Source organism: Cellulosimicrobium composti, from assembly GCF_009711085.1.
In the GTDB taxonomy this organism is placed as follows: domain Bacteria; phylum Actinomycetota; class Actinomycetes; order Actinomycetales; family Cellulomonadaceae; genus Cellulosimicrobium; species Cellulosimicrobium composti.
In genome coordinates, this window is record NZ_WMKA01000001.1 from 162925 (window position 1) to 187760 (window position 24836).

A 24836-nucleotide genomic window follows, 5' to 3' on the forward strand; every position below is an offset into this window, starting at 1 on the left:
CGGCTCAGGCGATCGGCTGGTGGATGGTGACGAGCTTGCGCCCGTCGGGGAAGGTCGCCTCGACCTGGACGTCGGGCAGCATCTCCGCGACGCCCTCCATCACCTCGTCGCGCCCGAGCACCTCGCGCCCGGCGACCATGAGCTCCTCGACGCCCGCCCCCTCGCGAGCGCGCTCGATCACCCACGTGGTGAGCAGGGCGACGGTCTCGGGGTAGTTGAGCAGCACGCCGCGCTCGCGGCGGTCGCGCGCGACCATGCCCGCGACGGCGAGCAGCAGTTTCTCGGTGTCCGCGGGCGTCAGGTGCATGGCGGCGATCCTGCCGGGCGTTCGTTTCCGGCGTGTATACACGGCGTTATACGTGCGTGTACCGCGACTCCCCCGGGCCCGGCGGCGACGGGAGGAGGACTCCCGCGGGCACGACGAAGGCCGCCGACCGGGCGAACCCGGCCGACGGCCTTCGATGTCCTGCGGCCTCCCGGACCAGCCGGGAGAGGGTCAGGCGTGGATCAGAAGTCCATGCCGCCCATGCCACCGTCGCCACCGGGGGCGGCCGGAGCCTTCTCCGGCTTGTCGGCGACGACGGCCTCGGTCGTGAGGAAGAGCGCCGCGATCGAGGCGGCGTTCTGCAGCGCGGAGCGCGTGACCTTGACCGGGTCGTTCACGCCGGCGGCGAGGAGGTCCTCGTACTCACCGGTCGCGGCGTTGAGGCCCTGGCCGGACGGGAGGTTGCGCACCTTCTCCGCCACGACGCCGCCCTCGAGGCCGGCGTTGATCGCGATCTGCTTGAGCGGGGCGTCGATCGCGGCGCGCACGATCTGCGCACCGGTCGCCTCGTCGCCGTCGAGCTCGAGCTTCTCGAACGCCACGGCACCGGCCTGGATGAGCGCGACGCCACCACCGGCGACGATGCCCTCCTCGACGGCCGCCTTCGCGTTGCGCACGGCGTCCTCGATGCGGTGCTTGCGCTCCTTGAGCTCGACCTCCGTCGCGGCACCCGCCTTGATGACGGCCACGCCGCCGGCGAGCTTCGCGAGGCGCTCCTGGAGCTTCTCGCGGTCGTAGTCGGAGTCCGACTTCTCGATCTCGCCACGGATCTGGTTCACGCGACCCGCGATGAGGTCGGCGTCGCCCGCACCCTCGACGATCGTGGTCTCGTCCTTGGTGACGACGACCTTGCGCGCCTGGCCGAGCAGGTCCAGCGTCGCGTTCTCGAGCTTGAGGCCCACCGTCTCGGTGATGACCTGGCCGCCGGTGAGGATCGCGATGTCCTGGAGCATAGCCTTGCGGCGGTCGCCGAAGCCCGGGGCCTTGACGGCGACGGACTTGAACGTGCCACGGATCTTGTTGAGCACCAGGGTCGCGAGCGCCTCGCCCTCGACGTCCTCGGCGATGATGAGGAGCGAGCGGCCGGCCTTCATGACCTGGTCGAGGACCGGGAGCAGGTCCTTCACGTTCGAGATCTTGGACTCGACGATGAGGACGTACGGGTCCTCGAGCACGGCCTCCTGGCGCTCGGGGTCCGTCTCGAAGTAGCGCGCGAGGAAGCCCTTGTCGAAGCGCATGCCCTCGGTGAGCTCGAGCTCGAGGCCGAACGTGTTCGACTCCTCGACCGTGATGACGCCCTCCTTGCCCACCTTGTCGAGGGCCTCGGCGATGAGCTCGCCGATCGCGGGGTCGCCGGCCGAGATGGCGGCCGTGGCAGCGATCTCGTCCTTGGTCTCGATCTCCTTGGCAGCGTTGAGCAGCTGCTCGGTCACCGCGTCGACGGCCTTCTCGATGCCGCGCTTGACGGCGATCGGGTTGGCGCCGGCCGCGACGACGCGCAGGCCCTCGCGCACGAGCGCCTGGGCGAGGACGGTCGCCGTGGTGGTGCCGTCACCCGCGACGTCGTCCGTCTTCTTGGCGACCTCCTTGACGAGCTCCGCACCGATCTTCTCGTACGGGTCCTCGAGCTCGATCTCCTTGGCGATGGAGACGCCGTCGTTCGTGATGGTCGGCGCGCCCCACTTCTTGTCGAGCACGACGTTGCGGCCCTTGGGGCCGAGGGTGACCTTGACGGTGTCGGCGAGCGTGTTGAGCCCGCGCTCCATGCTCCGACGAGCCTCCTCGTCGAAGGCGATGATCTTGGCCATGGGGAATGATCCTCCGCTGGTGGCGTATGGCGGTCGGCCGGCGCCCGCGACGGACGGCCCGCGACGGGCGGCGTTCATGTCACGCCGCCGGGCGGGCCTCACCTGTCGACCTGGTGGTCTGCGCCGCACCCGCGGAACGGGTGCCTGCGCTGGTCACTTCTGTCACTCTCATGACGCGAGTGCTAACGCCATTATTGGCACTCGCAGGGTGCGAGTGCAAGACAGCGCGTGACGCGCGTCCCCGGTATCGCGACGGGCGAAACCCGGGCTGCGCGGCGCCCTCGTAGGATGCGCGGTGTGATCCGCGCAACACCGACGTGGCGCCTCGCAGCAGCCCGTGCCGGCTTCCTGCTGGTCCCTGCCCTCGGCCTGACCGCGGCGACCGCCGTCGCCGCGCCGACGGGCGAGCACATCGACCTCTACCAGGACGGCGTCGCCGTCACGACCGCCCCCGACGGCGGGACGGCGCTCCTGCGCCTCGCTCCCGGCGCCGGTGCGACGTACCTCGACGGCAGCCGCGTGCTCGACCCGGCCGCGCTCGACCGGGCCGCTCTCGCCGAGGGCGTCGACCCCGCGGACGGCGAGGCCGACCGCCTCGCCCAGGTCGCGGGCGAGCCGATCGCGGCGGCCGGCCTCCTCGACCCCGACCGCGCGCACGACGCCGCCGCCGCGTCCCGCGCCTGGCTCGCGTCCGGTGTCGTCCCCGGTGCCGACGGGCCGTTCGCCGCGCTCGGCGAGGCCGCGCTGCTCGACCTGCGCGCGCTGACCCTCGACGACGGCGCAGCGCTCGCCGCCCCCTCCCCCAGGTGGCGGTACGTGTGGCCGCGCGACGCGTCGTTCACCGCGGCGGCGTTCGCCCGCACGGGGCACGTCGCGGACGCGCGCGACGTCCTCGGCTTCCTCGCGCGCGTCCAGGAGGACGACGGCTCGTTCCACGCGCGCTACCTGCCCGACGGCTCCGGCGTGCCCGACGACCGCGGCCTCCAGTCCGACGGCGTCGGCTGGGTCCTGTGGGCCGCGGACGTCGTCCTGGAGGAGACGCCCGCCGCGGACCGCCGCGAGGTCGCCGCCGAGCTGCGGCCGCTCGTCGACGCCGCGACCGACCACGCGCTGTCGCTCGTCGACGGCGAGGACCCGCTGCCGCCCGCGTCGAGCGACTACTGGGAGGTCGAGCCCACGTCCCTCACGCTCGGGACCGCCGGCCCGCTGCTCGCCGGGCTCGAGGCCGCGGCCGACGTCTACGCCGTCGCGGGCGAGCCGGACCGCGCCACCGAGGCGACGCTCGCCGCCGCGCGCCTGCGCATGGCCGTCGAGCGCTCGTTCGGCTCGCAGGGCTTCCCGCGGCACGTGACGGGCGGCGCGCGCGACGCGTCGACGGCGTTCGTGCTGCCGCCCTTCCAGCCCGAGCCGCTCGCGGGCGCGGACGCCGCCTGGCGCGAGTCGGTCACCGAGATGCTGCGCCCCGCGGGCGGTCTCGCGCCCGGCGCGGGATGGCGCGACGACGGGATCTCGTGGACCCCGCAGACGACGCTCTACGCGCTCGCCGCGGCGTCGTCGTCGGACCCCGACGACCGGGCCGACGCGCGCGAGTGGCTGCGCTGGGTCGACGACCACCGCACGGCCTCCGGGGCGATCCCCGAGAAGGTCCTCGCCGACGGTTCGCCCGCGGCGGTGGCGCCGCTCTCCTGGAGCTCGGCCCTCGTGGTGCTCGCGCTCGTCGAGCTCGACGGCGCCGACGCGCCGGGCGGGGACCCCGTCACCGCCGGGTAGCGGGCCGGGCTACCGCGCGGCCGCGTCCGACGGCTCGGGCGCGAGCGACGGGTCCGCGCGCACGTCGAACTCGCGGCGCAGCACGCGGCGCGCGGCGTGCCAGCCGCCGAGCCCGTGCACGCCGGGCCCCGGCGGGGTCGACGCCGAGCACAGGTACACGCCCTCGAGGCCGACGGCGTACGGGTCGAGGCGGGGCGTCGGGCGCGCGACCATCTGCCACATGCTCACGGCGCCGCCCGCGATGTCGCCGCCGACGTAGCTCTCGTCGTGGGCCGCCATGTCCGCCGCGGGCACGCAGCGCGACGCGACGACGAGGTCTCGGACCCCCGGGGCGAAGCGCTCGAGCTGCGCGAGGACGTCCCGCGTGACGTCGCGCGTCGAGCCCGCGGGCACGTGCGCGTACGTCCACAGCGGGCGCAGACCACCGACCTCGCGCGCCGGGTCGACGACGGTCGGGTCGCTGACGAGCACGACCGGCCGCTCCGCGTGACGGCCCGCCGCGACGTCGGCCTCGGCGCGCGCCATCTCGGCGCGCGTGCCCCCCACGTGCACCGTGCCGGCGCGCCCCACCTCCGGGTCCGCCCACGGGACGGGCCCGGAGAGCACGAGGTCCACCTTGGCCGCCGCGTCCCCGTGGCGGAAGCGGCGCAGCGCCGTCTCGGCGCGCGGGGCGAGACGGTCGGCGAACACGTCCGCGACGACGCGCGGCGCCGTGTCGAACACGTAGGCGCGGGCGCGCGGCAGGTCGGCGAGCGAGCCGACGCGGTGCCCGGTGACGACCTCCCCGCCGTGCTCGCGCAGGTCGTCCACGAGCGCCGCCGTGATCGCGCCGGACCCGCCGCGCGGCAGCGGCCAGCCGCCCGGGGCGTGCCCGAGCGACGCGAGGAGCAGGGCGGTCCCGGCCGCGGCCAAGGACGGGAGCCGCGAGATGGCGTGGGCGGCGACGCCCGTGAGCAGGGCCCCGGCCTCCTCCGTCCGGAACCGCCGCCCCCAGGCCGCGCTCCCCTGCTCCAGGACGGCAGCCCCGAAGCGGGCGGCGACCGCCGCCCCGCCGGGCGTGAGCGCGCGCCCGGGGATCGAGCGCTTGTCGCCGAGCGCGACCGCGACGACGTCGCGCCAGCCGTGCGCGAGAGGGCCGAGGAGGCCGCGCCAGGCGTCGCCGTCGACGCCCAGACGCTCCACCGTGCGGTCGAGGTCGTGGTACGCGATGCCCGCCCGCCCGCCGTCGAGCGGCTGGGCGAACGACACCTCCGGCACGCGGAGCTCGACGCCGCGCGCGCCCAGGTCGAAGGCCTCGAAGAACGGCGACGCCCAGGCCATCGGGTGCACGGCCGAGCAGACGTCGTGCACGAGCCCGTCGGCCAGGCCGAGGTCCAGCGTGCGGGCACCGCCGCCCCACGTGGGCTGCCCCTCGAGGACGCGCACCGAGAGGCCCGCGCGCGCGAGGGTCACGGCGGCGGCCAGGCCGTTGGGACCCGAGCCGACGACGACTGCGTCGAGGTTCTCCGTCACGCGACCCTCGGGGGCCGCGTCAGAGCGGCCGCACCTGCTCGGCCTGCGGGCCCTTCGTGCCCTGACCGAGCTCGAACTCGACCTCCTGGCCTTCCTCCAGCGTGCGGTAGCCGTCCGTCTGGATCGCGCTGAAGTGCACGAAGAGGTCCTGACCGCCGGAGGCGGGGGTGATGAACCCGTAGCCCTTCTCGGCGTTGAACCACTTCACGGTCCCCTGAGCCATGTACGTCTCCTGGTGCGTCGTCGCCCCCGAGGCGACCTCCGCCCCGTGGTAGCCCGAGCCTAGCCCTCGCACGGCGGTCGCGGAAGGTCGGGCGCGCGCGGGTCCGGTCGAGGCCGCAAGGGCGAACGTCCAGGTCAGCGCGCGGGTGGAGGCGAAGCGCACGCCGCCGGGTCGCGGAGCGTCAGCCGACGGGCGAGAGCTCGGACTTGACGATGACCACGACGTCGCCGGAGCGGAGCGGCTGCTGGCTCACCTGCTCGGCGGGGATCCCGAGGATCGCCGCCACCGCGGCGGCGCTGTCGCTGCGGTCCTCGGCGTACCAGACGGTCGTCGCGGAGACGTCGTCGGGGCTGCCCTCGTAGTCAGCCGCCTCGACGTTGGTGAACCCCTGGCCCGACAGGGCGTCGCGGCCCTTGCCGGCCTCGCCGCCGATGCCGCTCGCGTTGAGCACGCGCACGTACGCGCTCGGGTCGGCCGCGGCCATGAGCGACGCGAGGTCGGGGGTCTCCGGCGTCTCGTCGGCCGGGGGCTCCTCCTCCTGCGCCGGGGGCTCGTCCGCCGGAGGCTCCTCGGTCTCCTCGGCGGGCGGCGTCTCCGTCTCCTCGGCGGGCGGCTCGGTCGACTGCGCCTGCGGCGGGTTGTCGGTCGCGCCGTTGTCCGACAGCAGCGCGACGCCCCCGTACGCGAGGCCGGCGAAGACGACGGCGACCAGGAGGAACGGCCACGTCTTGCTCCACCCGCTGCGCGGCGTGCGGTGCACCCCCACGGGCGCACCCTGCGGCGCGGGCGCGTCGAACTCGTCGGGCGCGTAGGGGTAGCGGCTCTTCGTCACGGCTGACAGGGTAGCCCGGCCGGGGCCGTTGACTAAACGCCCAGTTCGCCCGGACTTCACGGGCGACGGGACCCGGTGCGGTCAGAGACCTTCGAGCCGGCGGGCCGTGCGGGCGCGCTGCCGGGTGGAGCGCATCCGGCGCAGCCGCTTGACCAGCATCGGGTCGTGCGCGAGCGCGGCCGGGGAGTCGATGAGCGCGTTGAGCACCTGGTAGTAGCGCGTCGCGGACATGTCGAACAGCTCGCGCACCGCCTGCTCCTTGGCGCCCGAGTACTTCCACCACTGCCGCTCGAACGCCAGGATCTCGCGGTCCCGCTCGCTCAGGCCCGACGCCGGGTCCTCCTGAGCGGTCCGGTCGCCGACCGCGTCGGGTCCGTCGAGCACGTACGCCGCCTCGCTCATCGTTCCCCTCCTGCACTCTCTCGTCACGGGACCTGCGCACGACGGTGCGCGGGACCGCCTCACAGCGTACGCACGAACCACACCGGTGTCATTCGTCCGCGCCGCGCGGCGCGGGCCTGCGAGTGCGGCCGTTAGGCTCGGGACCGTGGAGAGCGCACCCGCCCAGCCCGTCGCCGTCGACCCGGCCACGCCCGCCCCGGCGGCGAGCGCACGTCCCCCGCTCGCGAGCATCATGGCGCCCGACTGGGCGCAGGCCCTCGCGCCCGTGGAGCCGCAGCTCCACGCCCTCGGGGACTTCCTGCGCGCCGAGGTGGCGGCGGGCCGCGCGTACCTGCCCGCGCCGCCGGCCATCCTCAACGCGTTCTCGCGGCCGCTCGCGGACGTGCGCGTCCTCGTCGTCGGGCAGGACCCGTACCCGACGCCCGGGCATCCCATGGGCCTGTCGTTCTCGGTGCAGCCCCACGTGCGCCCGGTGCCCCGCTCGCTGCAGAACATCTTCGCCGAGCTCAGGGACGACGTCGGCGTGCCGACGCCCGCGCACGGCGACCTGTCCGCGTGGGCCGACCAGGGCGTCATGCTGCTCAACAGGGTGCTCACCGTGCGGCCCGGCGAGCCCGGCTCGCACCGCGGCCAGGGCTGGGAGGCCGTGACGGAGGCCGCGATCCGGGCGCTCGTCGCGCGCGACGCCCCGCTCGTCGCGATCCTGTGGGGGCGCGACGCCGCGACCCTGCGCCCGATGCTCGGTGACACGCCCGTCGTCGCGAGCGCCCACCCGAGCCCGCTGTCGGCGCGCCGCGGGTTCTTCGGCTCGCGCCCGTTCTCGCGCGTCAACGAGCTCCTCGCGGCCCAGGGCGCGGATCCGGTCGACTGGACGCTCCCCACCGCGTGACGCTCGCCCGCCGGGCCCCGCGCCGAGCATGTGCTTCTGGCCCGTCCGCGTCGCCTGACGCGCCCGGACCGCATGCTCGACCCGTCGTGGGCGACCGGTCGGCGGCGCACGGTTCCGGCAGGAGCACAATGGGGCGGGTGACGACGCAGAACCCGACGACCACTCCCCTGGCCGGAGACACCGCCGACGCACGCCGACCCGACGACGCCCCGCCCCGCTGGACGAGCTACGTCGCGATCGGCGACTCGTTCACCGAGGGCCTGTGGGACCCGTACCCCGGCGAGCCGGACCACCAGCGCGGCTGGGCCGACCTCCTCGCCCAGCACCTCGCGGCGCGCCGCGTCGAGGCCGGCGAGGAGCCGCTGCGCTACGCCAACCTCGCGATCCGCGGCCGCAAGCTGCGCTCGATCCTCACCGAGCAGGTCCCGGCCGCGCTCGCGCTGCAGCCGGACCTCGTGAGCCTCGTCGGCGGTGGCAACGACATCCTGCGCCCCAACGCCGACGTCGACCGGCTCGCGCGCAACCTCGAGCACGCCGTCGTCCGCCTGCGCGCGTCGGGGGCCGACGTCCTCCTGGCGACGGGGTTCGACGCCTCGCAGTCGCCCCTCGTGAGCCTCACGCGCCCGCGCGTCGGGGTCTACAACGCGCACATCTGGGCGATCGCGCGCCGGCACGGCGCGTACGTGCTCGACCTGTGGGGCATGCGCGCGCTGCAGGACTGGCGCGTCTGGTCCGACGACCGCATCCACCTCACGCCCGAGGGTCACCGCCGCGTCGCCCAGGGTGCCCTCGTCGGGCTCGGCCAAATGCCCGACGACGCGGCGTGGGACGACCCGCTGGCGCCCCTGCCGCCGACCCCGGCCGTCGACCGGGCGCGACAGAACGCGCAGTGGGTGCGCACGCACGTCGTGCCGTGGGCCCAGCGGCGGCTGCGGGGGACGTCGTCGGGCGACGGCCGGCTGCCGAAGGCCCCCGAGCTGCTGCCGGTCCCGCTCGCGCAGGACTGACGCGGGCCGGGCCGGCGACCACGTCGCCGGCCCGGCCCCGTCACGCGGACGTCACCCGGGCGTCAGCAGGTCCGCGCCGGGTAGGCCACCTCCTGCGTCGCCCGCGGTCCGCCGCCGGACGGCACCGCGGTGACCGTGACGGTCCCCGCCTCGACGCCGCCCGACCGCGACGAGAACGACTGGTAGCCGTTCGCGCCGCCGGCGACGTCCGCGAAGGTCTTCTCGCCGAACGGCGTCGTGACCGTCACGTCGAGCGGGCCGTCACCGAGGTTGTGCGCACGGACCGCGACGTACGCGGTGCCCGCGAGGCAGCGGACCTGGACCTCCGCCCGCACCTGCGGCGCCTGCGGCGTCGCCGCGAGCAGGGCGCCGAGCGCGCTCGCCTGCGTCCTCCAGTCGAACACGTTGGGGTGCTCCGCGGTCCCGCCACCGGCCCACCGCACGCCGAGCCGGTCGCCGTCCGCCCGGTCCTGCGCCCAGATCGTCGCGGCCTGGCGGTCGACGAACTCCTGGTACCGCGCCTCCCCCGTGGTGTCGACGAGGTCCATGACGTACCGCATGAAGATGCCCTTGAACTGCTTGCCGTTGTCGTCGCACGTGCGGTCGAGCGCGTCGCAGGCCTCGGTGAGGACCCCGTCCACGACGAGCGCGTCGGACGCCAGCGCGGCGTCCGCGAGGCGCACGGCCGTCTCCAGCGGGGCGGCGTCTCCCGTGGCCCGGTGGAGCTCGAGGCCCGCACCGATCGCGAGGCCCTGGTTGTAGCTCCACACGGTGCCGCCGTTGTTGCGGCAGTCGCCGGTGAGCCCGTCGTTGACGAGGCCGTCCTCGTTCACCATGCCGCTCGCCCGGAGCCAGTCCCAGCCGGTCTGCGCGCGCTCGAGCCACACGGTGTCACCGTCGATCCGGTTGTGGAGCTCGGCCGCGAGCCGCACGTAGAGGCCGTTGGTCACGGCGTTCTTGTACGTCCTCTCGGCGTCCCACCACACGCCGCCGCCGCACGTGCCCGGGTCCCAGTACCCGTGCACGTACTCGGCGATCGTGACCGACATGTCGAGGTACTTCTGGTCCCCCGTGAGGTCGTAGGCCGAGGCCCACGTGAGGCCCCACCACGCGGCGTCGTCGATCGCGCGGCTCGTGAAGTTGCCGAGGATCTCGTCGCTCGACATCTCGCCCGCGGGGAACGGCGCCTTGTTGCGCTCGAACGTGCGGTCGACCTGGGCCAGGTAGCTCCGGTCGCCCGTGCGCTCCATGTAGTCGATCACGGTGTTCGTCGCGACGGCGGAGTTCCACCAGCTCGACGGCCACCAGGCCTTCTCGGGGTCGTAGTCCGCCATGAGCGTCCGGACCGCGCTCGCCGCCCGCTGGGTCGCGGGCGGGTTCTCGATGAGGGCGTCGACCAGCGGCACGAGCACCGTGCGGGCGTGCTCGCTCACCGCGTCCGCGGACGCGTCGGCGATCGCGGCGCGCAGCGCGGTCAGGGCCTGCGCGACGCCGGCCGCGTGGGCCCCGTCGAGCTGCTCCGCCGCGTCGTCGACGTGCGCGACGAGGGCCTGCGCCGTCCCGGCGTCGACGTCCCCGCTCCGCTGGAGCGCACCGATCTGGGCGCGGATCTCGTCGAGGCCGGTGCTCGCCGTGAGCCACTGCGAGACGAGCAGCGTGAGCTCGGCGCGCGTGCGGTCGTCGAGCAGAGCGGTCGGCGTCGTGTCGACCGCGGCGCGCAGCAGGCGCAGCTGTGCGCGCACGGCGTCGGCGTCGTGCGCGTCCTCAGCCTCCTGCGCCGCGGCCACGAGGCCGCCGAGCCGCTCGGCCGTCTCGGCCGGGATGCGCCCGGCGTCGACCGCCGCGGTGATCGCGTCGTCGAGCTCGCTCACGCGCGGGGCGTGGGCGAGGAGCTCCACCTCCGCGAGCGCCGTCGTCGCACCCGTCGACGCCGTGACGCGCAGGCGGTACTGCCGGTGCACGCCCGGCTCGGCGATCGAGAACGCCCGCGTCTCGCGGCGCGACGCGAACGACTCGCCCGAGCGCTCGTCGAGCGTCGTCCACGTCTCGCCGTCGGTCGAGCCCTCGAGCGTCCAGGCGCTCGGGTCCGTCCCGTCGCCCGCGGCGGACGTGAGGGTGTACATCGCCGCGCGCGCCGTCGTGCCGGTCGCCTCGAACGTGACGCCCGGCGTCGCGGTCGTGAACGCGACCTCGGCCGCCGCGGTGTCGTCGGTGAGCGCGGCGACGTCCGTGCCCTCGTCGTCCGTCGTGACGTCGTAGGTGCTCGTGACGTCGGCGAGCGGGTCGGGCAGGTCGTCGCCCTCGGTGATCGACGGCGGCGCGTCGTCCGCCCCGGTGCCCCATGCCGACGGCGTCGGGCCCATGTCGAACACGATCGTGCCGCCGTCGGCGAGCTGGTCGTGCGTGAGGTACGTCGCCGACTGCGGCACCCCGTCGACCGTCACGCCCTGCACGTAGACGTTCTCCGCGCTGTTGTCCGGCGCCTCGATCACGAGGTCCTCGCCGTTCTCGAGATGGATGGTCGCGCGCGTGAAGAGGGGCGAGCCGATCACGTACGTCGGGCTGCCCACCTGCAGCGGGTAGAACCCGAGCGCGCTGAACAGCCACCAGGCCGACATCTCGCCGTTGTCCTCGTCGCCCGGGTAGCCCTGGCCCATGTCGTTGCCCGTGAACGAGCGGGCCAGCGCGGTCCGCACGATCTCCGCGGTCTTCGCCGGCTCGCCCGCGAACGCGTACATGTACGGGATGTGGTGCGACACCTGGTTGCTCAATCCCCACTGGCCCTGGCGCACCGCCTTGGCCTCGCGCATCTCGTGGATGACGCCGCCGTACGAGCCGGGCTTGGCCGCCGTCTCGGGGGTCGCGAAGAACGCGTCGAGCTTCGCGCCGAGCGCGTCCGGGCCGCCGAGGAGGTTGGCGAGGCCGCGACCGTCCTGCACGGCGTGGAACGCGAAGTTCCAGCCGTCGGTCTCGGTGAACTCGTTGCCCCAGACCTCGGGGTCGAAGTCGGCCGCGGACTGCGCCCACGAGCCGTCCTCGGTCCGCCCGCGCAGGAAGCCGGTGGCGGGGTCGAACAGCGTCGCGTAGTTGAGCGCGCGGTTCAGGTAGTACTCGTGGTTGTCCGCGTACTCCTGGCGGCGCGGGTCGTCCTCGCCGCTCGCGTCGAGCAGCTTCTTCGACATCGTCGCGATGCCGTAGTCGTTGAGGTAGTCCTCGAGCGACCACGACGCGCTCTCGTGCGTCGACGTCGGCGTGTAGCCGAGGAACGTCGCCGGGTCGAGGCCCTTGCGTCCCACGCTCGCGTCCGGCGGCACGGTCGACGCGTTCTTCAGCGCGGCGTCGTACGCGGCCTCGACGTCGATGCCGGGCACGTCCTTGAGGTAGGCGTCGGCGAACGCGACGTCCGAGCTCGTGCCCGTCATGCTGTCGGCGTACCCGGGCGCGGACCAGCGCGAGACCCAGCCGCCGTCGCGGTACTGCTGGACGAAGCCGTTCACCATCTCCCCGGCCTCGGTCGGGTACAGCAGCGAGTACGCGGGCCACGCCGTGCGGTAGGTGTCCCAGAACCCGTTGTTGACGTAGACCTTCCCGTCCTCGACGCGCGCACCGGTCTCGGTCGCCGTCGTGCCCTCGGGCGCGGGGTCCGACGACGCCGACGACTGCACGACGTGCCGGTAGACGGGCTCCTCGGCCGTCCCGACGTTCTCGTGGCCCGAGTTCGGGTAGAGGCTCAGCCGGTAGAGGTTCGAGTAGAGCGAGACGAGGTCGTCGTGGCTCGCGCCCTCGACCTCGACGACGCCGAGCGTGTCGTCCCAGAGCTGCTGCGCGCGGTCCGTGACCGTGTCGAACGTGTCGTCCGCGGAGATCTCGAGCTCGAGGTTGTGCCGCGCCTGGTCGACGCTCATGAGGGACGTCGCGAGCCGGAGGTGGACGACCTTCTCGTCGGACGTGTCGAACGACAGGTAGCCCGTGACGTCGCCGCCCCCGCCGCCCGTGAGGCGGCCGCTGCCGGTCACCGGACGGTCGACGGTGCCGTAGACGAACATGCGCGTCATGCCCGCGGAGCTGCCCGGCGTGCTCACGTCGGTGTAGCCGGTGACGACGCCGGCGTCCGCGTCGAGCGTGAGACCGCCCGCGCTCGTGACGTTGTCGAAGATCAGGTGCGACTCGTCGCCCGTGAACGTGAAACGGAAGATCGCCGCGTGGTCGGTCGGCGCGATCTCGGTGCGCAGGCCGTCGTCGAACGTCACGCCGTAGTAGTGCGCCCGCGCCTCCTCGGCGTCGTGGCTGAACGTCAGGGCGCGCGCCGCGCGGTTCGCGTCGGGCGTCCCGGACGCCTCGGAGGGCATGACCTGGAACGTCTGGCGGTCGCCCATCCACGGGCTCGGCTCGTGGCTGAGCGAGAACGCCTCGATCGCGGTCCGGTTCTGGTCGTCGTTGCGGTTCTGGTACTCGTAGACCCAGCGGTTCGACCCCGCGTCCGTCACCGGGGTCCAGAAGTTGAACCCGTGGGGCACGGCCGTCGCGGGGATCGTGTTGCCGCGGGAGAAGTCGCCGTTCGCGTTCGTGCCGCGGGTGGTGACCACGTAGTCCGAGGGGCGCTCGGCGCTCGGCTGCTCCGGCTCGGCCGTCACGGCGACGTCGTCGATCCAGCCGCTGAAGTCCGCCGGGCCGTCCGGGTTGTCGTAGCCGACGAGCACGCGGTCGATCGTGCGGCCCGCGGCGACGTCGCCGATCCGGGACACGACCCTGTTCCACTGGTTGACGTAGAGGGTCTTCGCCTCGCCCTGGCCCTGCGGGCTCATCCCCGCCCCGTGCCGGTCGACGGCGCCCAGCTCGCTGAGGTAGGTGCCGTCCGTGAACGCGAGGTCGATCGCGGCGTACGTGCTCGCGTAGCCCAGGTCGTTCTCGGCGGCCTCGGGGAAGACCACGTACGACAGCTCGGTCTCCTCGCCGACGGGCACGTCGACGTCGAGCACCTTCGCGTACGCGTACCCGCGCCCGTCCGTCGTGTGGCTGCCGCCGTAGTGCAGGGCGCCCAGGCCGGTCCACCCGACCTCCGACGGCGCGGTGTACGCGCTGCTCGGCCCGGAGCCGACCTCGGCCGTCATGTCGGTCGCGGCGAGCGGCTCCGTCGCGAGCTGCAGCTCGGCGAGCTGCGTGCCGTCGCTCCCGCTGTTGGACGTGATGCCGAGCCGGTAGTACCGGTACTCGCCCGGCGACGCGACCGTGTACGCGCGCGTCTGGAACCGCTCGGAGAACGTCTGGTTCGTCCGCTCGTCGAGCGTCGTCCACGCGGACCCGTCCTGCGAGCCCTCGAGCGTCCACGCGCGCGGGTCGCGGCCCGGCGCGTCGTTCGCGGACGACAGCGCGTACGCGCGCACCGTCGTCGCCGCGTCGAGCTCGTAGGTGACCTGCGCGGTGCGCGCACCGGCCAGCCACTTCGTGGCGACGTCGCCGTCCGCGAGCTTGTCCGCGGTCTCGTCCGGCGGGTTCTCGCGCGTCGCGGTGACGCCCGCGACGCGGTCCGTCACGTCGCCCGGGAAGTCGACCGTGCCGGGCACGAGGCGCCGGACCGACGTCCCGGAGATCACGACGTCGACGGCCGCGGCGTCGTGCGTGCGGATCTGGAGCTGGGGCGTGCCACCGCCCGACGCGGGCCGCACGACGTCCACGGTGACGGTCCGCGGCTCGTCGGAGAGCGTGAGGTACGTGCCGCCGACGTCCGAGCTCCCGCTGTAGACGTTGAGGAACGCGCGGCCGGACCCGGACAGGGTCGCCTCGGCGCGCATCGTCACGCCGCGCTCGAGGTCGGGCATCGGCACCTGCACCCACGTCTCGCCCTGCGCGTCCATCGCCCAGCGCTGCGCCGGGTCGCCGTCGGCCGTGGTCGTCGCCTCGAGCGTGCCGGGCACCGAGCCGACGCCGTTCTGGAACGGCCCCTCCCACGCGAGCTCGTCCGTCGCGCCGCCGAGGACGTCGTCCCCGCTGGGCGTGCTCGGGCTGCGCTCGAGGACGGACGTCCCGACGACTCCCTCGACGCGGGGGCCGTCGGCCGTATCCTCCGGGGTGCTGGTCCAGTCGAGCGGTGGGTCGTCCTCCTCGAACGACGTCGACAGGTCGCCCGGTGCCGCGTGGGCCGCGACCGAGCCGGTCACGAGGGTCGTGCCGCTGAGCAGGAGGCTCAGCGCGACGGCCGCGGCGACGCCGGGCCTGGTCGGGCCCCGGAGCAGGGACGGGTGCGTGCGGTGAAGTGACATCGATGTCCTTCGGGGAGAGGGCGAGCGACGATGCTCGCGCAGGCATGACAGCGCTGGCAGGCTCGACGCTGCCAGATGACGGGGGCAACGGTCAACCCTGCGGGGGGATCGCCCGGGAGGCCGGGCGGCGCGGTCGCGCGTGGAGCCGCCTGTCGGGTTCGAACCGACGACCTTTCGCTTACAAGGCGAGTGCTCTACCAGCTGAGCTAAGGCGGCGTGCCCGGGCGGCCGGGCGAGCGAACAGACTACCTGCTCGCCCGACGGCCCGGGACGACGGGCCGCGCCGGTCCCGGCGCGGCCCGGTGGGTCAGCCCTGCGCGTCCGCGACGGCCTGGGGCAGCGCGTTCGGGTCGCCCCAGTTGCCGTCCCAGCGCACGCCGTCGATCGTGATCGTCGGCGTGCCGAAGCCGCCGGACTGCGGGTTCGCGAGCGCCTCGTCCTGCGTCACGAGGCTCGTCGCCGTCGCGACCCAGTCGCCGTACGTCTCGACGGCCGTGCCGTCCTCGATGCCGGCGGCCACGTCGGCGGGCACGCCCGCCTGCTCGGCGATGTCGGCGATCTGGGCGTCCGTCAGCGTGCCGCTGCCCTCGGCCGGCTGGTTGTCGAACATGGCGGTGTTGAACGCGTTGAGCGCCTCGGGCGCCTGGTCCGCGACCCACGCCGCGGCCGAGGCCGCACGGGTCGAGAACTGCTGGGACTGCGCGACGCGGTCCAGGATGGAGACCGGGTGCAGGACGACCGTGACGTCGCCCGACTCGCGGAGCTGGTCGAGCGTCTCGCCGTTCGTCTCCTCGAACTGACCGCAGATGGGGCACATGTAGTCGAGGTAGACGCCCACCTCGACGGCGCCCTCGCTCTCGGTGCCCGCGGCGCCGTCGACACCCATGGGGATGCCGCCGTCCTCGCGCGCGGTGGACGGGTTCGCCACCTCGGACAGGTTGCCCGCCGCGACGGCGTCGATGGTCTTGTTGCGGTCGTTCATCGCCGGGATCCACACCGCGAGGAAGACGCCGACGAGGACGACGACGCCCGCGACGAGCGCTCCGATCGTGATGAGGCGGTTGCGCTTGTCGCGCTTGGCCTGGGCCTCGCGCAGGGCGAGGGCCTCGGCGCGCGCGGCCTCGCGGCGCTGGGCCTTGGTCTGGGGTTCGTTGGTGGGCATGGTGCGTCCTCCGCGGGAGTGTGCGAGAGCTGGGGTGGGTCGGGTGCGCGCCGTCGAGGGTCGCGCGGGCCGTGCGTCCGACGGCGCCGTCAGACGAGGGCGAGCCGCGGGGGTCCGCGCCGCGTGCGCACCACCGCGTCGGCGAGATGGTGCAGGGCGGCGGGGACGGCGTCGGGCACCGGCCGCGCGACCGTGCGGGCGCCTGCGACGAGCGCGCCCACCGGCCGGAGCACGCCCCGCACGACCGTGCGCAGCGCACGCGCCGCCCCGCCCACGACGGCGCGCGAGCGCTCGTGCGCGCGCCGCGCCCACGCCGAGACGCCCCACGCGACGCCGGCGGCGACGGCGTGCGCGACGACCACCGGGAGGGCGAGCGCACCGACGACCGTGACCATCGCGGCGGGGTCTGCCCCGAGCGCCGTGCCGGACGGGCACTCGGGCGTGGAGCGGACGAGCGCGAGGTGGATCCCCGCGACGCCCCACGCGCCGGGCACCGTCACGCACTGGTGCACGACGGCGTACCCGCGGTCGGCGAGGTGCGTCACCACGGCGGCGACGAGCGTGAGGAGCAGGAGGGCGGGGCCGAGGAGCCGGCCGGCGCCGGGCACGACGGACGTGCGCGTCACGCCGCGCGACCACGCGCGCGGCACCGTCGTCCGGAGCACGGCGCCCATCCTACGCACGACCTCTGGGAGGGCGCTGGGAGCGTCGTGCACGCCCCGCGGTGTTCGGTCGGCGGGCCGTCAGCGCAGCGACGGCGGCCCGGGGAACGGCCACCACGCGACCTCGGGACCGCCCGCGAGGAGCACGACGCACACGACCGTGAGCACGAGCCCGACGCCCGCGAGCACGAGCGTCCCGGTGCGGCCCGGCGCGAGCCGCGCGAGCGCGGTGCGCGTGCCGTACCGCGTGAGGTACGTCAGCGGCCCGGCCCACGCGAGCACGACGGCCGCGAGCGCCGCCACGCACAGGACGACGGTCGTGACCACGGGCGAGTTCCCGCCGTCGGCACCCGCGGCGACGACCCAGCGGTCGGACTCCAGCAACCACCAACCCGCCACGACGACGAGGACGCCCGCGCACGCCGCGACGAGGAGCGACGGCAGGGCGCCGACGAGCGCGCGCACGACGTACCAGGGCGACGCCGCGACGGCGCGCGCCGTGTCGCGCGGCGAGACCCCGCGCCGCTCACGGCGAGCGTGCAGGGACTCGGTGGTGACGCCGACGACGCGCGCGAGCACGACGAGGACGGACAGCACGACGAACGCGACGCCCGGGTACATCGCCCCGAGCAGCACGAGGGGCGCGGCGAGCAGGAGCAGCGCGGTCCGGCGCGCGGGCGGCACGGGCCGCACGTAGAGGGGCTCGCCGTCGTCGCCCAGGGGCGGGGCGCCGAGCTCGTCCATGAGGTCCGGGTCGACCGGGACGGCGGTCGTGCGGCCGTCGTTGACCTGGGACTGCGACGTGGGCAGGGGCGGCGGCACGACGGCGGCCTGGCCGGTCCACCCGGCGGGCACGACGGCGGCGGGCGGCACGACCTGCGTCGGGCCCGTGGGCGGCGACACGAGCTGGGTGGGGGGCGCGGCGTCGCCCGAGTCCGCGGCGTGCCGCAGGGCGGCGACGACCTCGGTGGGGCCGAGGCGCCGCGCGGGGTCGGCGTGCAGGGCGCCGGCGAGCGCGCCGGCCGTGACCGGCCCGAGCCCCGCGAGGTCGGGCCGCCCGCTGCGCGCGCGGGCGAGCACGACGTCGGTCGGGCGGACGCCGAACGGAGCCCGCCCCGTCGCGGCGTACGCGAGGAGGGCCGCCCACCCCCACCAGTCGGTGTCGACGCTCGGCGCCGCGCCCTCGAGCAGCTCGGGCGCGAGGTAGCCGGGCGTCCCCATGACGAGGCCGGTCGACGTGACCCGGGCGTCCTCGAGACCCTGCGCGATGCCGAAGTCGATGAGCACGGGGCCGCGCGAGGAGACCATGACGTTGCTGGGCTTGAGGTCGCGGTGCACGACGCCCGCGGCGTGCACGGCCTCGAGCGCGGCGGCGAGCTGGTCGGCGAGCTCGTAGAGGTCCCACGGGTCGAGCGGCCCGCCCTCGGCGATCTCGTCCTCGAGCGTCGGGCCGTCGACGAGCTCGGTGACGATGAACGCGTCGGGTCCGTCGAGCTCGACGTCGAGGATCTGGGCCACGGCGGGGTGCCGCAGGCGCTGGAGCGCGAGGGCCTCGCGGCGCAGGCGCTCGCGCCCCTGGGCGGCCGTGTCGAGGTCGAGGTGCGCGTGGAGCAGCTTGATCGCGACGAGGTTCCCGCCGCCGTCGTGCGCGCTGTGGACGGTCCCCATGGCCCCCGAGCCGAGCCGCGCGCCGATGAGGTAGCCCCCGACCTCGCTGCCGGGAGCCGGTCCGCGCGACGTCCCGCCGGGGACGGTCCGCGCGTCGACGCGCTGCGTGGGCTCCTCCATGGTGACAAGGTAGCGGCAGCGGGCCGGGTCGGCGGCCCGACAGGGCCCGTCGGGCCCGGCGGAGCGCGGCGGCTCGGGGTGGTCGGACCGTCCGCGCGACGGCGGGGCCGACTACCCTGGGTCGCCCAGACGCGATCCATCGAAGCTCAAGGAGAAGTCCATTGGCAGGCAAAGAGGGATTCGATCTCGTCGTGGTGGCCAACCGGTTGCCCGTCGACTTCACGGTCGGTCCGGGCGGCGACGTCGAGTGGAACCGCTCGCCCGGCGGGCTGGTCACGGCCCTCGAGCCCGTCATGCAGGCGTCCGACGGCGCGTGGGTCGGCTGGTCCGGCGCGCCCGACCTCGCGAGCGAGCCGTTCGACGCGGACGACATGCGGCTCGTGCCCGTCACCCTCTCGGCCGACGAGATCGAGCGCTACTACGAGGGCTTCTCCAACGACACACTGTGGCCGCTCTACCACGACGTCATCTCGCCGCCCACCTACCACCGCACGTGGTGGGAGGCGTACCGCCGGGTCAACCAGCGGTTCGCCGACGCCGCCGTCGCGCAGGTCGCGCAGGGCGGCGTCGTGTGGGTGCACGACTACCAGCTCCAGCTCGTGCCGCAGATGATCCGGGCGCAGCGGCCCGACGTCCGCATCGGCTTCTTCAACCACATCCCGTTCCCCCCGCTCGAGCTGTTCCAGCAGCTCCCGTGGCGCCGCCAGGTGCTCGACGGCCTCCTGGGCGCGGACCTCGTGGGCTTCCAGCGCGCGGGCGACGCCGCGAACTTCATCCGCGCCGTGCGGCGCCTGCGTGCGCACACGACGCGCGGGCCGATGATCACGGTCCCGGGCGAGGACGGGCGCGACCGCCACGTGCGCGCCGCCGCGTTCCCCATCTCGATCGACTCGCGCCGGTTCGACGAGCTCGCGCGCACGCCCGAGGTGCAGCAGCGCTCGCGCGAGATCCGCGCGGACCTGGGCGACCCGGACATCATGATGCTCGGCGTCGACCGCCTCGACTACACCAAGGGCATCCGCCACCGCATCAAGGCGTACGGCGAGCTCCTGCAGGACGGCCGCCTCGACGTCGAGCACGCGACGCTCGTGCAGGTCGCGAGCCCGAGCCGCGAGAACGTCGACGCGTACCAGGAGCTGCGCGAGCACGTCGAGGGCGCCGTGGGCCGCATCAACGGCGAGTACGCGGAGATCGGGCACGCGGCCATCCACTACCTGCACCACTCCTACCCGCCCGAGGAGATGGCGGCCCTCTACCTCGCGGCGGACGTCATGCTCGTCACCGCGCTGCGCGACGGCATGAACCTCGTGGCCAAGGAGTACGTCGCCGCGCGCTCGGACGACCGCGGCGTGCTCGTGCTGTCGGAGTTCACGGGGGCCGCGGACGAGCTCTCGTCGGGCGCGCTCCTGGTGAACCCGCACGACATCGACGGGATGAAGGACATCATCGCGGCCGCCGCGCACATGGACCACCGCGAGCAGCGCAAGCGCATGCGCCGCCTGCGCCGCAAGGTCCTCAACGACGACGTCGCGAAGTGGTCGGAGTCGTTCCTCGGCGTCCTCACCGCGATGCCGTCGCGCGTGCCGCACGGCCGCGCGGACCAGGGCGCGCAGGACTCCGACCGGGTGGGGGCCGCCGCGGAGAGCCGCGCGTGACGCGGCCGGACGACGCGGCCGCGCTGCCCGGCGCGGTCGCCGACGCGGTGCGCGCGTTCGCGGCGCACGGGGCGGACGACCCCGACGCGCGCCTCGTCGCGCTCGACTTCGACGGCACGCTCGCCCCGCTCGTGGACGACCCGCTCGCGGCGTGCATGGCGCCCGCGGCGCGCGCGGCGGTCGACCGGCTCGCGGCGGCCCTCGCCGGGACGACGACGCGCCTCGCCCTCGTCTCGGGCCGCAACCTCGCGGACCTCGCCGAGCGCAGCGAGCCGCCCGTGGGCACGTACCTCGTGGGCAGCCACGGCGCCGAGACGGGCCACGTGACGGCCGACGGCCTCGACGCGGTCCCGCTCGAGCTCGACGCCGAGCAGGCCGACCGGCTCGCGTCGCTGCGCGCGGGCATGGCGGACGCGGTCGCGGGCCGGGAGGGCGCGTGGGTGCAGGACAAGCCGAGCGCTGCCGTCCTGCACACGCGCCTCGCGTCCGCGGCGGACACGCGCGCGGCCGTCGCGGACACGGACGCGGTGGCCGGGCGGCTCGGGCTGCACGCCATGCACGGCAAGGACGTGGTCGAGGTCGCGGTCGTCGAGACGTCGAAGGGCGAGGCGGTCGACCGGCTGCGCGACGTCGTCGGGCAGGACTGCGGGCTCCCCGACGGGCGCACGCGCGTGCTCTACGCGGGCGACGACACGACCGACGAGACCGCGTTCGCCGTGCTGGGCCCGGGCGACCTCGGGATCAAGGTCGGGGACGGCGACACGCTCGCCGCGCAGCGCGTGGCCGACGCCGACGCCCTCGCCGCCGTGCTCGACCTCCTCGCCGGCCTGATCGAGCAGCGGCGCTGACGCGACGCCCGTCCCGGCCTCCGCGGGCCGGGACGGGCGCCGCGGAACCGCTACCGGATCGTGACCCGCGCTGTGACGAAGCACTCAGGACCCGGAGTAGGATCAGGTCCACGATGACGTCGGGTCCTCCGCTCGTACCAGGGGGGTCCCGACTTCTTCTGTGTCGTCGAAGACACGCTCGTCCGCCATCGCGAACAGCTACGTCGACGTGGCACGTCACTGCACAACGGATCGTCCGGCACGTACCTGCCGGTGGAGGGATGTACCAGTCATGGCTACGGTCACCTACGACCACGCAACCCGGCTCTACCCCGGGACCGAGCGTCCCGCCGTGGACCAGCTCAACCTGCACATCGAGGACGGCGAGTTCCTCGTCCTCGTCGGCCCCTCGGGCTGTGGCAAGTCGACGTCGCTCCGCATGCTCGCGGGCCTGGAGGACGTCAACGGCGGTCACATCTACATCGGCGACCGCGACGTCACGGACGTCCAGCCGAAGGACCGCGACATCGCGATGGTGTTCCAGAACTACGCGCTCTACCCGCACATGTCCGTCGCGGACAACATGGGCTTCGCGCTGAAGATCGCCGGCACGCCGAAGGCGGAGATCCGCCAGCGCGTCGAGGAGGCCGCGAAGATCCTCGACCTCACCGAGTACCTCGACCGCAAGCCGAAGGCGCTCTCCGGTGGTCAGCGTCAGCGTGTGGCCATGGGTCGCGCGATCGTGCGCCAGCCGCAGGTGTTCCTCATGGACGAGCCGCTGTCGAACCTCGACGCCAAGCTCCGCGTCCAGACGCGCACGCAGATCGCGTCGCTCCAGCGCCGCCTCGGCGTCACCACGGTCTACGTCACGCACGACCAGACCGAGGCCCTCACCATGGGTGACCGCATCGCGGTCCTCAAGGACGGCCTGCTCCAGCAGGTCGGCACGCCGCGCGAGATGTACGACACCCCGGCCAACGTGTTCGTCGCCGGCTTCATCGGCTCGCCGGCCATGAACATCGGCACGTTCGCCGTGAACGACGGCGTCGCCGAGGTCGGCCCCGCCCGCATCGCGCTCGAGCGCGACACGGTCGCGAAGATCACCGAGGCCGACAACGGCAAGGTCACGATCGGCTTCCGCCCCGAGGCCCTCGACGTCGTGTCGCAGGCCAACGAGGCCGCGTTCCCGGTCGAGGTCAACATCGTGGAGGAGCTCGGCTCCGACGCGTTCGTCTACGGCACGCTCAAGGGCGACCTGGCCTCCCAGGCCGACGTCCACTCGGGCGCCGGCGACAACCAGGTCATCGTCCGCGTCGACCCGCGCAACGTCCCGGCCAAGGGCGAGCGCATCTACGTGACGATCCGCCCGGGTCAGTCGCACGTCTTCGGTGCGGCCTCGGGTCAGCGCATCAGCTGACGCCGCTCAGCACCGCCGCAGGGCGGGTCCTCCTCCGGGAGGGCCCGCCCTTCGTCGTTCCCGGCTCGACCTGCCTCGCGGGCGTCAGACCTGTTCTTGACAGGGGCAACAGTGGACACCAGACTGCTTTTGCACACCAATCACCAGAAGTCGCATGATCGTCAACCAAAACGACAACGCTGTCAATGGGAGCCCCATGCACATCACCAGACCTTCGTCGCGCGCCCGGAGCCTCGGCGCGGCACTGACGGGCGGAGCGCTCGTCGCCGGCACCCTCGTCGCGGCCCCCGCCTCGGCGACGAGCCCGGCCGTCGTGACCAGCCCCTCGCCCGTCACCACCGCCGAGACGTGCGGCGCGGACGACGGGCTCCCCGACTCGCGGATCTCCATCCAGCTCTACACGCACGTCGGCGAGCTCGGCGGCTCGGGGACACCCTCCGCGGAGACGCTCGACCGCGTGCTCGGCGAGGTCGCGAACGCCGGGTTCAGGAACGTCGAGCCGTACAACCAGCCCTACTCGATGCCCGTCGAGGAGTACCAGGCGATCCTCGACCGGTACGGCCTGGAGGTGTCGTCGAGCCACGGCAGCACCGACCGTGCGACGTGGCCCGAGACGGTCGCGTACGCCGTCGCGCTGGGTCAGGACTACGTCGGCTCCGGCGGCATGGCGGGCGGCTACGGCACGTACGAGGAGGCCGTCGCGACGGCCGCGTACGTGAACGAGCTCGGGCAGTACGCGCACGAGAACGGCGCGAACAAGATCGCGCTGCACAACCACCAGGGTGAGTTCACCACGCGGTACGTCCACCCCGAGACCGGCGAGACCGTCAGCGCCTGGGAGGTCATCGAGGAGAACACCGACCCGCGCTACGTCACGTTCGAGCTCGACGTCGGCTGGGCGGCGGACGCCGGCCTCGACGTCCCGGCCTGGATCGAGGAGCACGGCGACCGCATCGAGCTCCTCCACATCAAGGACGCGGTGAACGTCGACGCTCCCGGTGACATGCGGCAGGTCGCGCTGGGCCGGGGCGAGCTCGACCTCCCGGCGATCATCGCGGCGGCCGAGCCGTACGTGCAGTACTTCACCTACGAGTGGGACTGGGCGCCGTCGTTCGAGACGTCCGCGGAGTCCTACCGGTACCTGCGCTGCTTCAAGACCGAGGACGGCGGCGGCGACGACGGCGACGACTCGCTGGCCCTGGGCCGACCCGTCACGGCGTCGAGCGTCGACGAGCCCGGTCACGAGCCCGAGCTCGCCGTGGACGGCAACGCCGGCACGCGGTGGAGCAGCGCGTGGAGCGACCCGGAGTGGATCGCGGTGGACCTCGGCGCGAGCTACGACCTGAGCCGGGTCGTCATCGACTGGGAGACGGCGTACGGGTCCGGGTACGAGGTCCAGACCTCGCCCGACGGCGACACGTGGACCACGGTCCGCACCGTCACCGACGGCGACGGCGGCTTCGACGACCTGGAAGTCTCCGGCACCGCTCGGCACGTGCGGCTCCTGCTCACGGAGCGCGCGACGCAGTGGGGCTTCTCCCTCTACGAGCTCGAGGTCTACGGCACGCCCACGGGCGGGCTCGACCTCGACGTCCAGGCGCAGGCGCGCTGCCTGGCCGGGCAGGCGTACGTCGCGGTCCGCGCCACGAACGGCGAGGACACGCCCGTCGACGTGACCCTCACGACGCCGTACGGCACCCACGCCGTCGCGGACGTCGCCCCGGGCGCGAACGCCTACCAGTCGTTCGCCGTCCGCTCGACCACGGTCGAGAGCGGCACGGTGACCGTCACGGGCACCGCGACGGTCGACGGCGAGGACGTCACCGCGACCTTCGACGTCGACCACGACGCCCTCACCTGCGCCTGACACGACCTGACTGACGAGCCCATCCACGCGCGGGGCGGGTCCGACCCGAGGCCGGACCCGCCCCGACGGACGTGGCGAGCCGCCCCGGGAGCCGACACCGGAGCGACGAACGAAGCGACTCGGCCGCAGAACCGCCCGCCCCCACCAGCGCTCTGCCTGACCCCAGGTCGAGGCGCGCCGACCACGGAGCGGACGCCGGAGCGAGGAACGAGGCGACTCGGCCGCAGAACCGCCCGCCCTACCAGCGCTCTACCTGACCCCAGGTCGAGCCGCGCCGACCACGGAGCGGACGCCGGAGCGAGGGGCGGGGCGGGTCGTGGCGGGTCTGGCGGGAGCCGCGAGGGACGAGCGGCGGATGGTAGACCCGCCCCGCCCCTCGCGCAGGCGTCCGCGACCGCGCCCCGCCGACGCCGACGCCGACGCCCCGACG

17 protein-coding genes and 1 tRNA gene are annotated in these 24836 nt (G+C 74.3%); 7 read left to right on the top strand and 11 right to left on the bottom strand.

Going from position 1 to position 24836, the window contains the following annotated elements; all coding sequences use genetic code 11:
- Positions 1-4: 4 nt before the first annotated feature.
- Together GJV82_RS00695 and groL are read right to left on the bottom strand one after the other, a co-directional pair.
- A complete protein-coding gene (locus GJV82_RS00695; protein ID WP_155097881.1) occupies positions 5-307 on the bottom strand; it encodes an urease subunit gamma in 303 nt (100 codons plus the stop codon).
- 200 nt (positions 308-507) lie between these two features.
- Positions 508-2133, bottom strand: a complete 1626-nt coding sequence (gene groL / locus GJV82_RS00700) for a chaperonin GroEL (RefSeq protein WP_155097882.1) — start codon at positions 2131-2133, stop codon at positions 508-510.
- A gap of 288 nt (positions 2134-2421) precedes the next feature.
- Here groL and GJV82_RS00705 point away from each other — a divergent pair, with 288 nt between their 5' ends.
- On the top strand, positions 2422-3903 hold the full coding sequence (locus GJV82_RS00705) for a glycoside hydrolase family 15 protein (protein ID WP_404812902.1): 1482 nt from the start codon (positions 2422-2424) through the stop codon (positions 3901-3903).
- Between the two features lie 9 nt (positions 3904-3912).
- Here GJV82_RS00705 and GJV82_RS00710 read toward each other — a convergent pair whose 3' ends face one another.
- The 4 genes from GJV82_RS00710 to GJV82_RS00725 form a co-directional block, all read right to left on the bottom strand.
- The gene (locus GJV82_RS00710) at positions 3913-5415 is read right to left on the bottom strand and encodes a phytoene desaturase family protein (RefSeq protein WP_318657129.1); all 1503 of its coding nucleotides are present in this window, start codon (positions 5413-5415) and stop codon (positions 3913-3915) included.
- Positions 5416-5434: 19 nt separating this feature from the next.
- Positions 5435-5638, bottom strand: a complete 204-nt coding sequence (locus GJV82_RS00715) for a cold-shock protein (protein ID WP_024841969.1) — start codon at positions 5636-5638, stop codon at positions 5435-5437.
- Positions 5639-5819: 181 nt separating this feature from the next.
- The gene (locus GJV82_RS20575; protein ID WP_155097884.1) at positions 5820-6470 is read right to left on the bottom strand and encodes a LytR C-terminal domain-containing protein; all 651 of its coding nucleotides are present in this window, start codon (positions 6468-6470) and stop codon (positions 5820-5822) included.
- A gap of 81 nt (positions 6471-6551) precedes the next feature.
- Entirely contained in the window at positions 6552-6872 is a 321-nt protein-coding gene (locus GJV82_RS00725) for a DUF3263 domain-containing protein (protein WP_024841967.1), read from the bottom strand.
- 145 nt (positions 6873-7017) lie between these two features.
- Here GJV82_RS00725 and GJV82_RS00730 point away from each other — a divergent pair, with 145 nt between their 5' ends.
- A complete protein-coding gene (locus tag GJV82_RS00730; protein WP_318657130.1) occupies positions 7018-7761 on the top strand; it encodes a uracil-DNA glycosylase in 744 nt (247 codons plus the stop codon).
- Between the two features lie 128 nt (positions 7762-7889).
- Positions 7890-8768 (top strand): SGNH/GDSL hydrolase family protein, encoded by an 879-nt coding sequence (locus GJV82_RS00735; RefSeq protein ID WP_155097885.1) that lies wholly within the window; start codon positions 7890-7892, stop codon positions 8766-8768.
- A gap of 62 nt (positions 8769-8830) precedes the next feature.
- On the opposite strand, the gene GJV82_RS00740 is transcribed toward GJV82_RS00735, so the two are convergent.
- The 5 genes from GJV82_RS00740 to GJV82_RS00760 all read right to left on the bottom strand — a co-directional run bounded on the left by GJV82_RS00740 (position 8831) and on the right by GJV82_RS00760 (position 18640).
- Positions 8831-15028: a GH92 family glycosyl hydrolase gene (locus GJV82_RS00740; RefSeq protein ID WP_155097886.1), complete on the bottom strand. Its 6198-nt coding sequence runs from the start codon at positions 15026-15028 to the stop codon at positions 8831-8833.
- Between the two features lie 140 nt (positions 15029-15168).
- Positions 15169-15244 (bottom strand) — tRNA-Thr (locus GJV82_RS00745).
- Between the two features lie 91 nt (positions 15245-15335).
- Positions 15336-16190 carry a DsbA family protein gene (locus GJV82_RS00750; protein WP_024841963.1) on the bottom strand — a complete coding sequence of 285 codons (855 nt, stop codon included), beginning with the start codon at positions 16188-16190 and terminating at the stop codon, positions 15336-15338.
- Positions 16191-16279: 89 nt separating this feature from the next.
- Positions 16280-16855: a hypothetical protein gene (locus GJV82_RS00755; protein ID WP_143314357.1), complete on the bottom strand. Its 576-nt coding sequence runs from the start codon at positions 16853-16855 to the stop codon at positions 16280-16282.
- A gap of 78 nt (positions 16856-16933) precedes the next feature.
- A complete protein-coding gene (locus tag GJV82_RS00760) occupies positions 16934-18640 on the bottom strand; it encodes a protein kinase domain-containing protein (RefSeq protein ID WP_024841961.1) in 1707 nt (568 codons plus the stop codon).
- 191 nt (positions 18641-18831) lie between these two features.
- Here GJV82_RS00760 and GJV82_RS19760 point away from each other — a divergent pair, with 191 nt between their 5' ends.
- The 4 genes from GJV82_RS19760 (at position 18832) to GJV82_RS00775 (ending at position 24406) form a co-directional block, all read left to right on the top strand.
- On the top strand, positions 18832-20295 hold the full coding sequence (locus GJV82_RS19760) for an alpha,alpha-trehalose-phosphate synthase (UDP-forming) (RefSeq protein WP_318657131.1): 1464 nt from the start codon (positions 18832-18834) through the stop codon (positions 20293-20295).
- Complete coding sequence (gene otsB / locus GJV82_RS19765; protein WP_318657132.1) at positions 20292-21143, top strand: trehalose-phosphatase; 852 nt, start codon at positions 20292-20294, stop codon at positions 21141-21143. Before GJV82_RS19760 ends, otsB begins: the two co-directional genes overlap by 4 nt.
- A 271-nt stretch (positions 21144-21414) precedes the next feature.
- A complete protein-coding gene (locus GJV82_RS00770; protein ID WP_155097887.1) occupies positions 21415-22539 on the top strand; it encodes an ABC transporter ATP-binding protein in 1125 nt (374 codons plus the stop codon).
- 196 nt (positions 22540-22735) lie between these two features.
- Positions 22736-24406, top strand: a complete 1671-nt coding sequence (locus tag GJV82_RS00775) for a discoidin domain-containing protein (protein ID WP_196217155.1) — start codon at positions 22736-22738, stop codon at positions 24404-24406.
- The last annotated feature ends 430 nt before the right edge of the window (positions 24407-24836 follow it).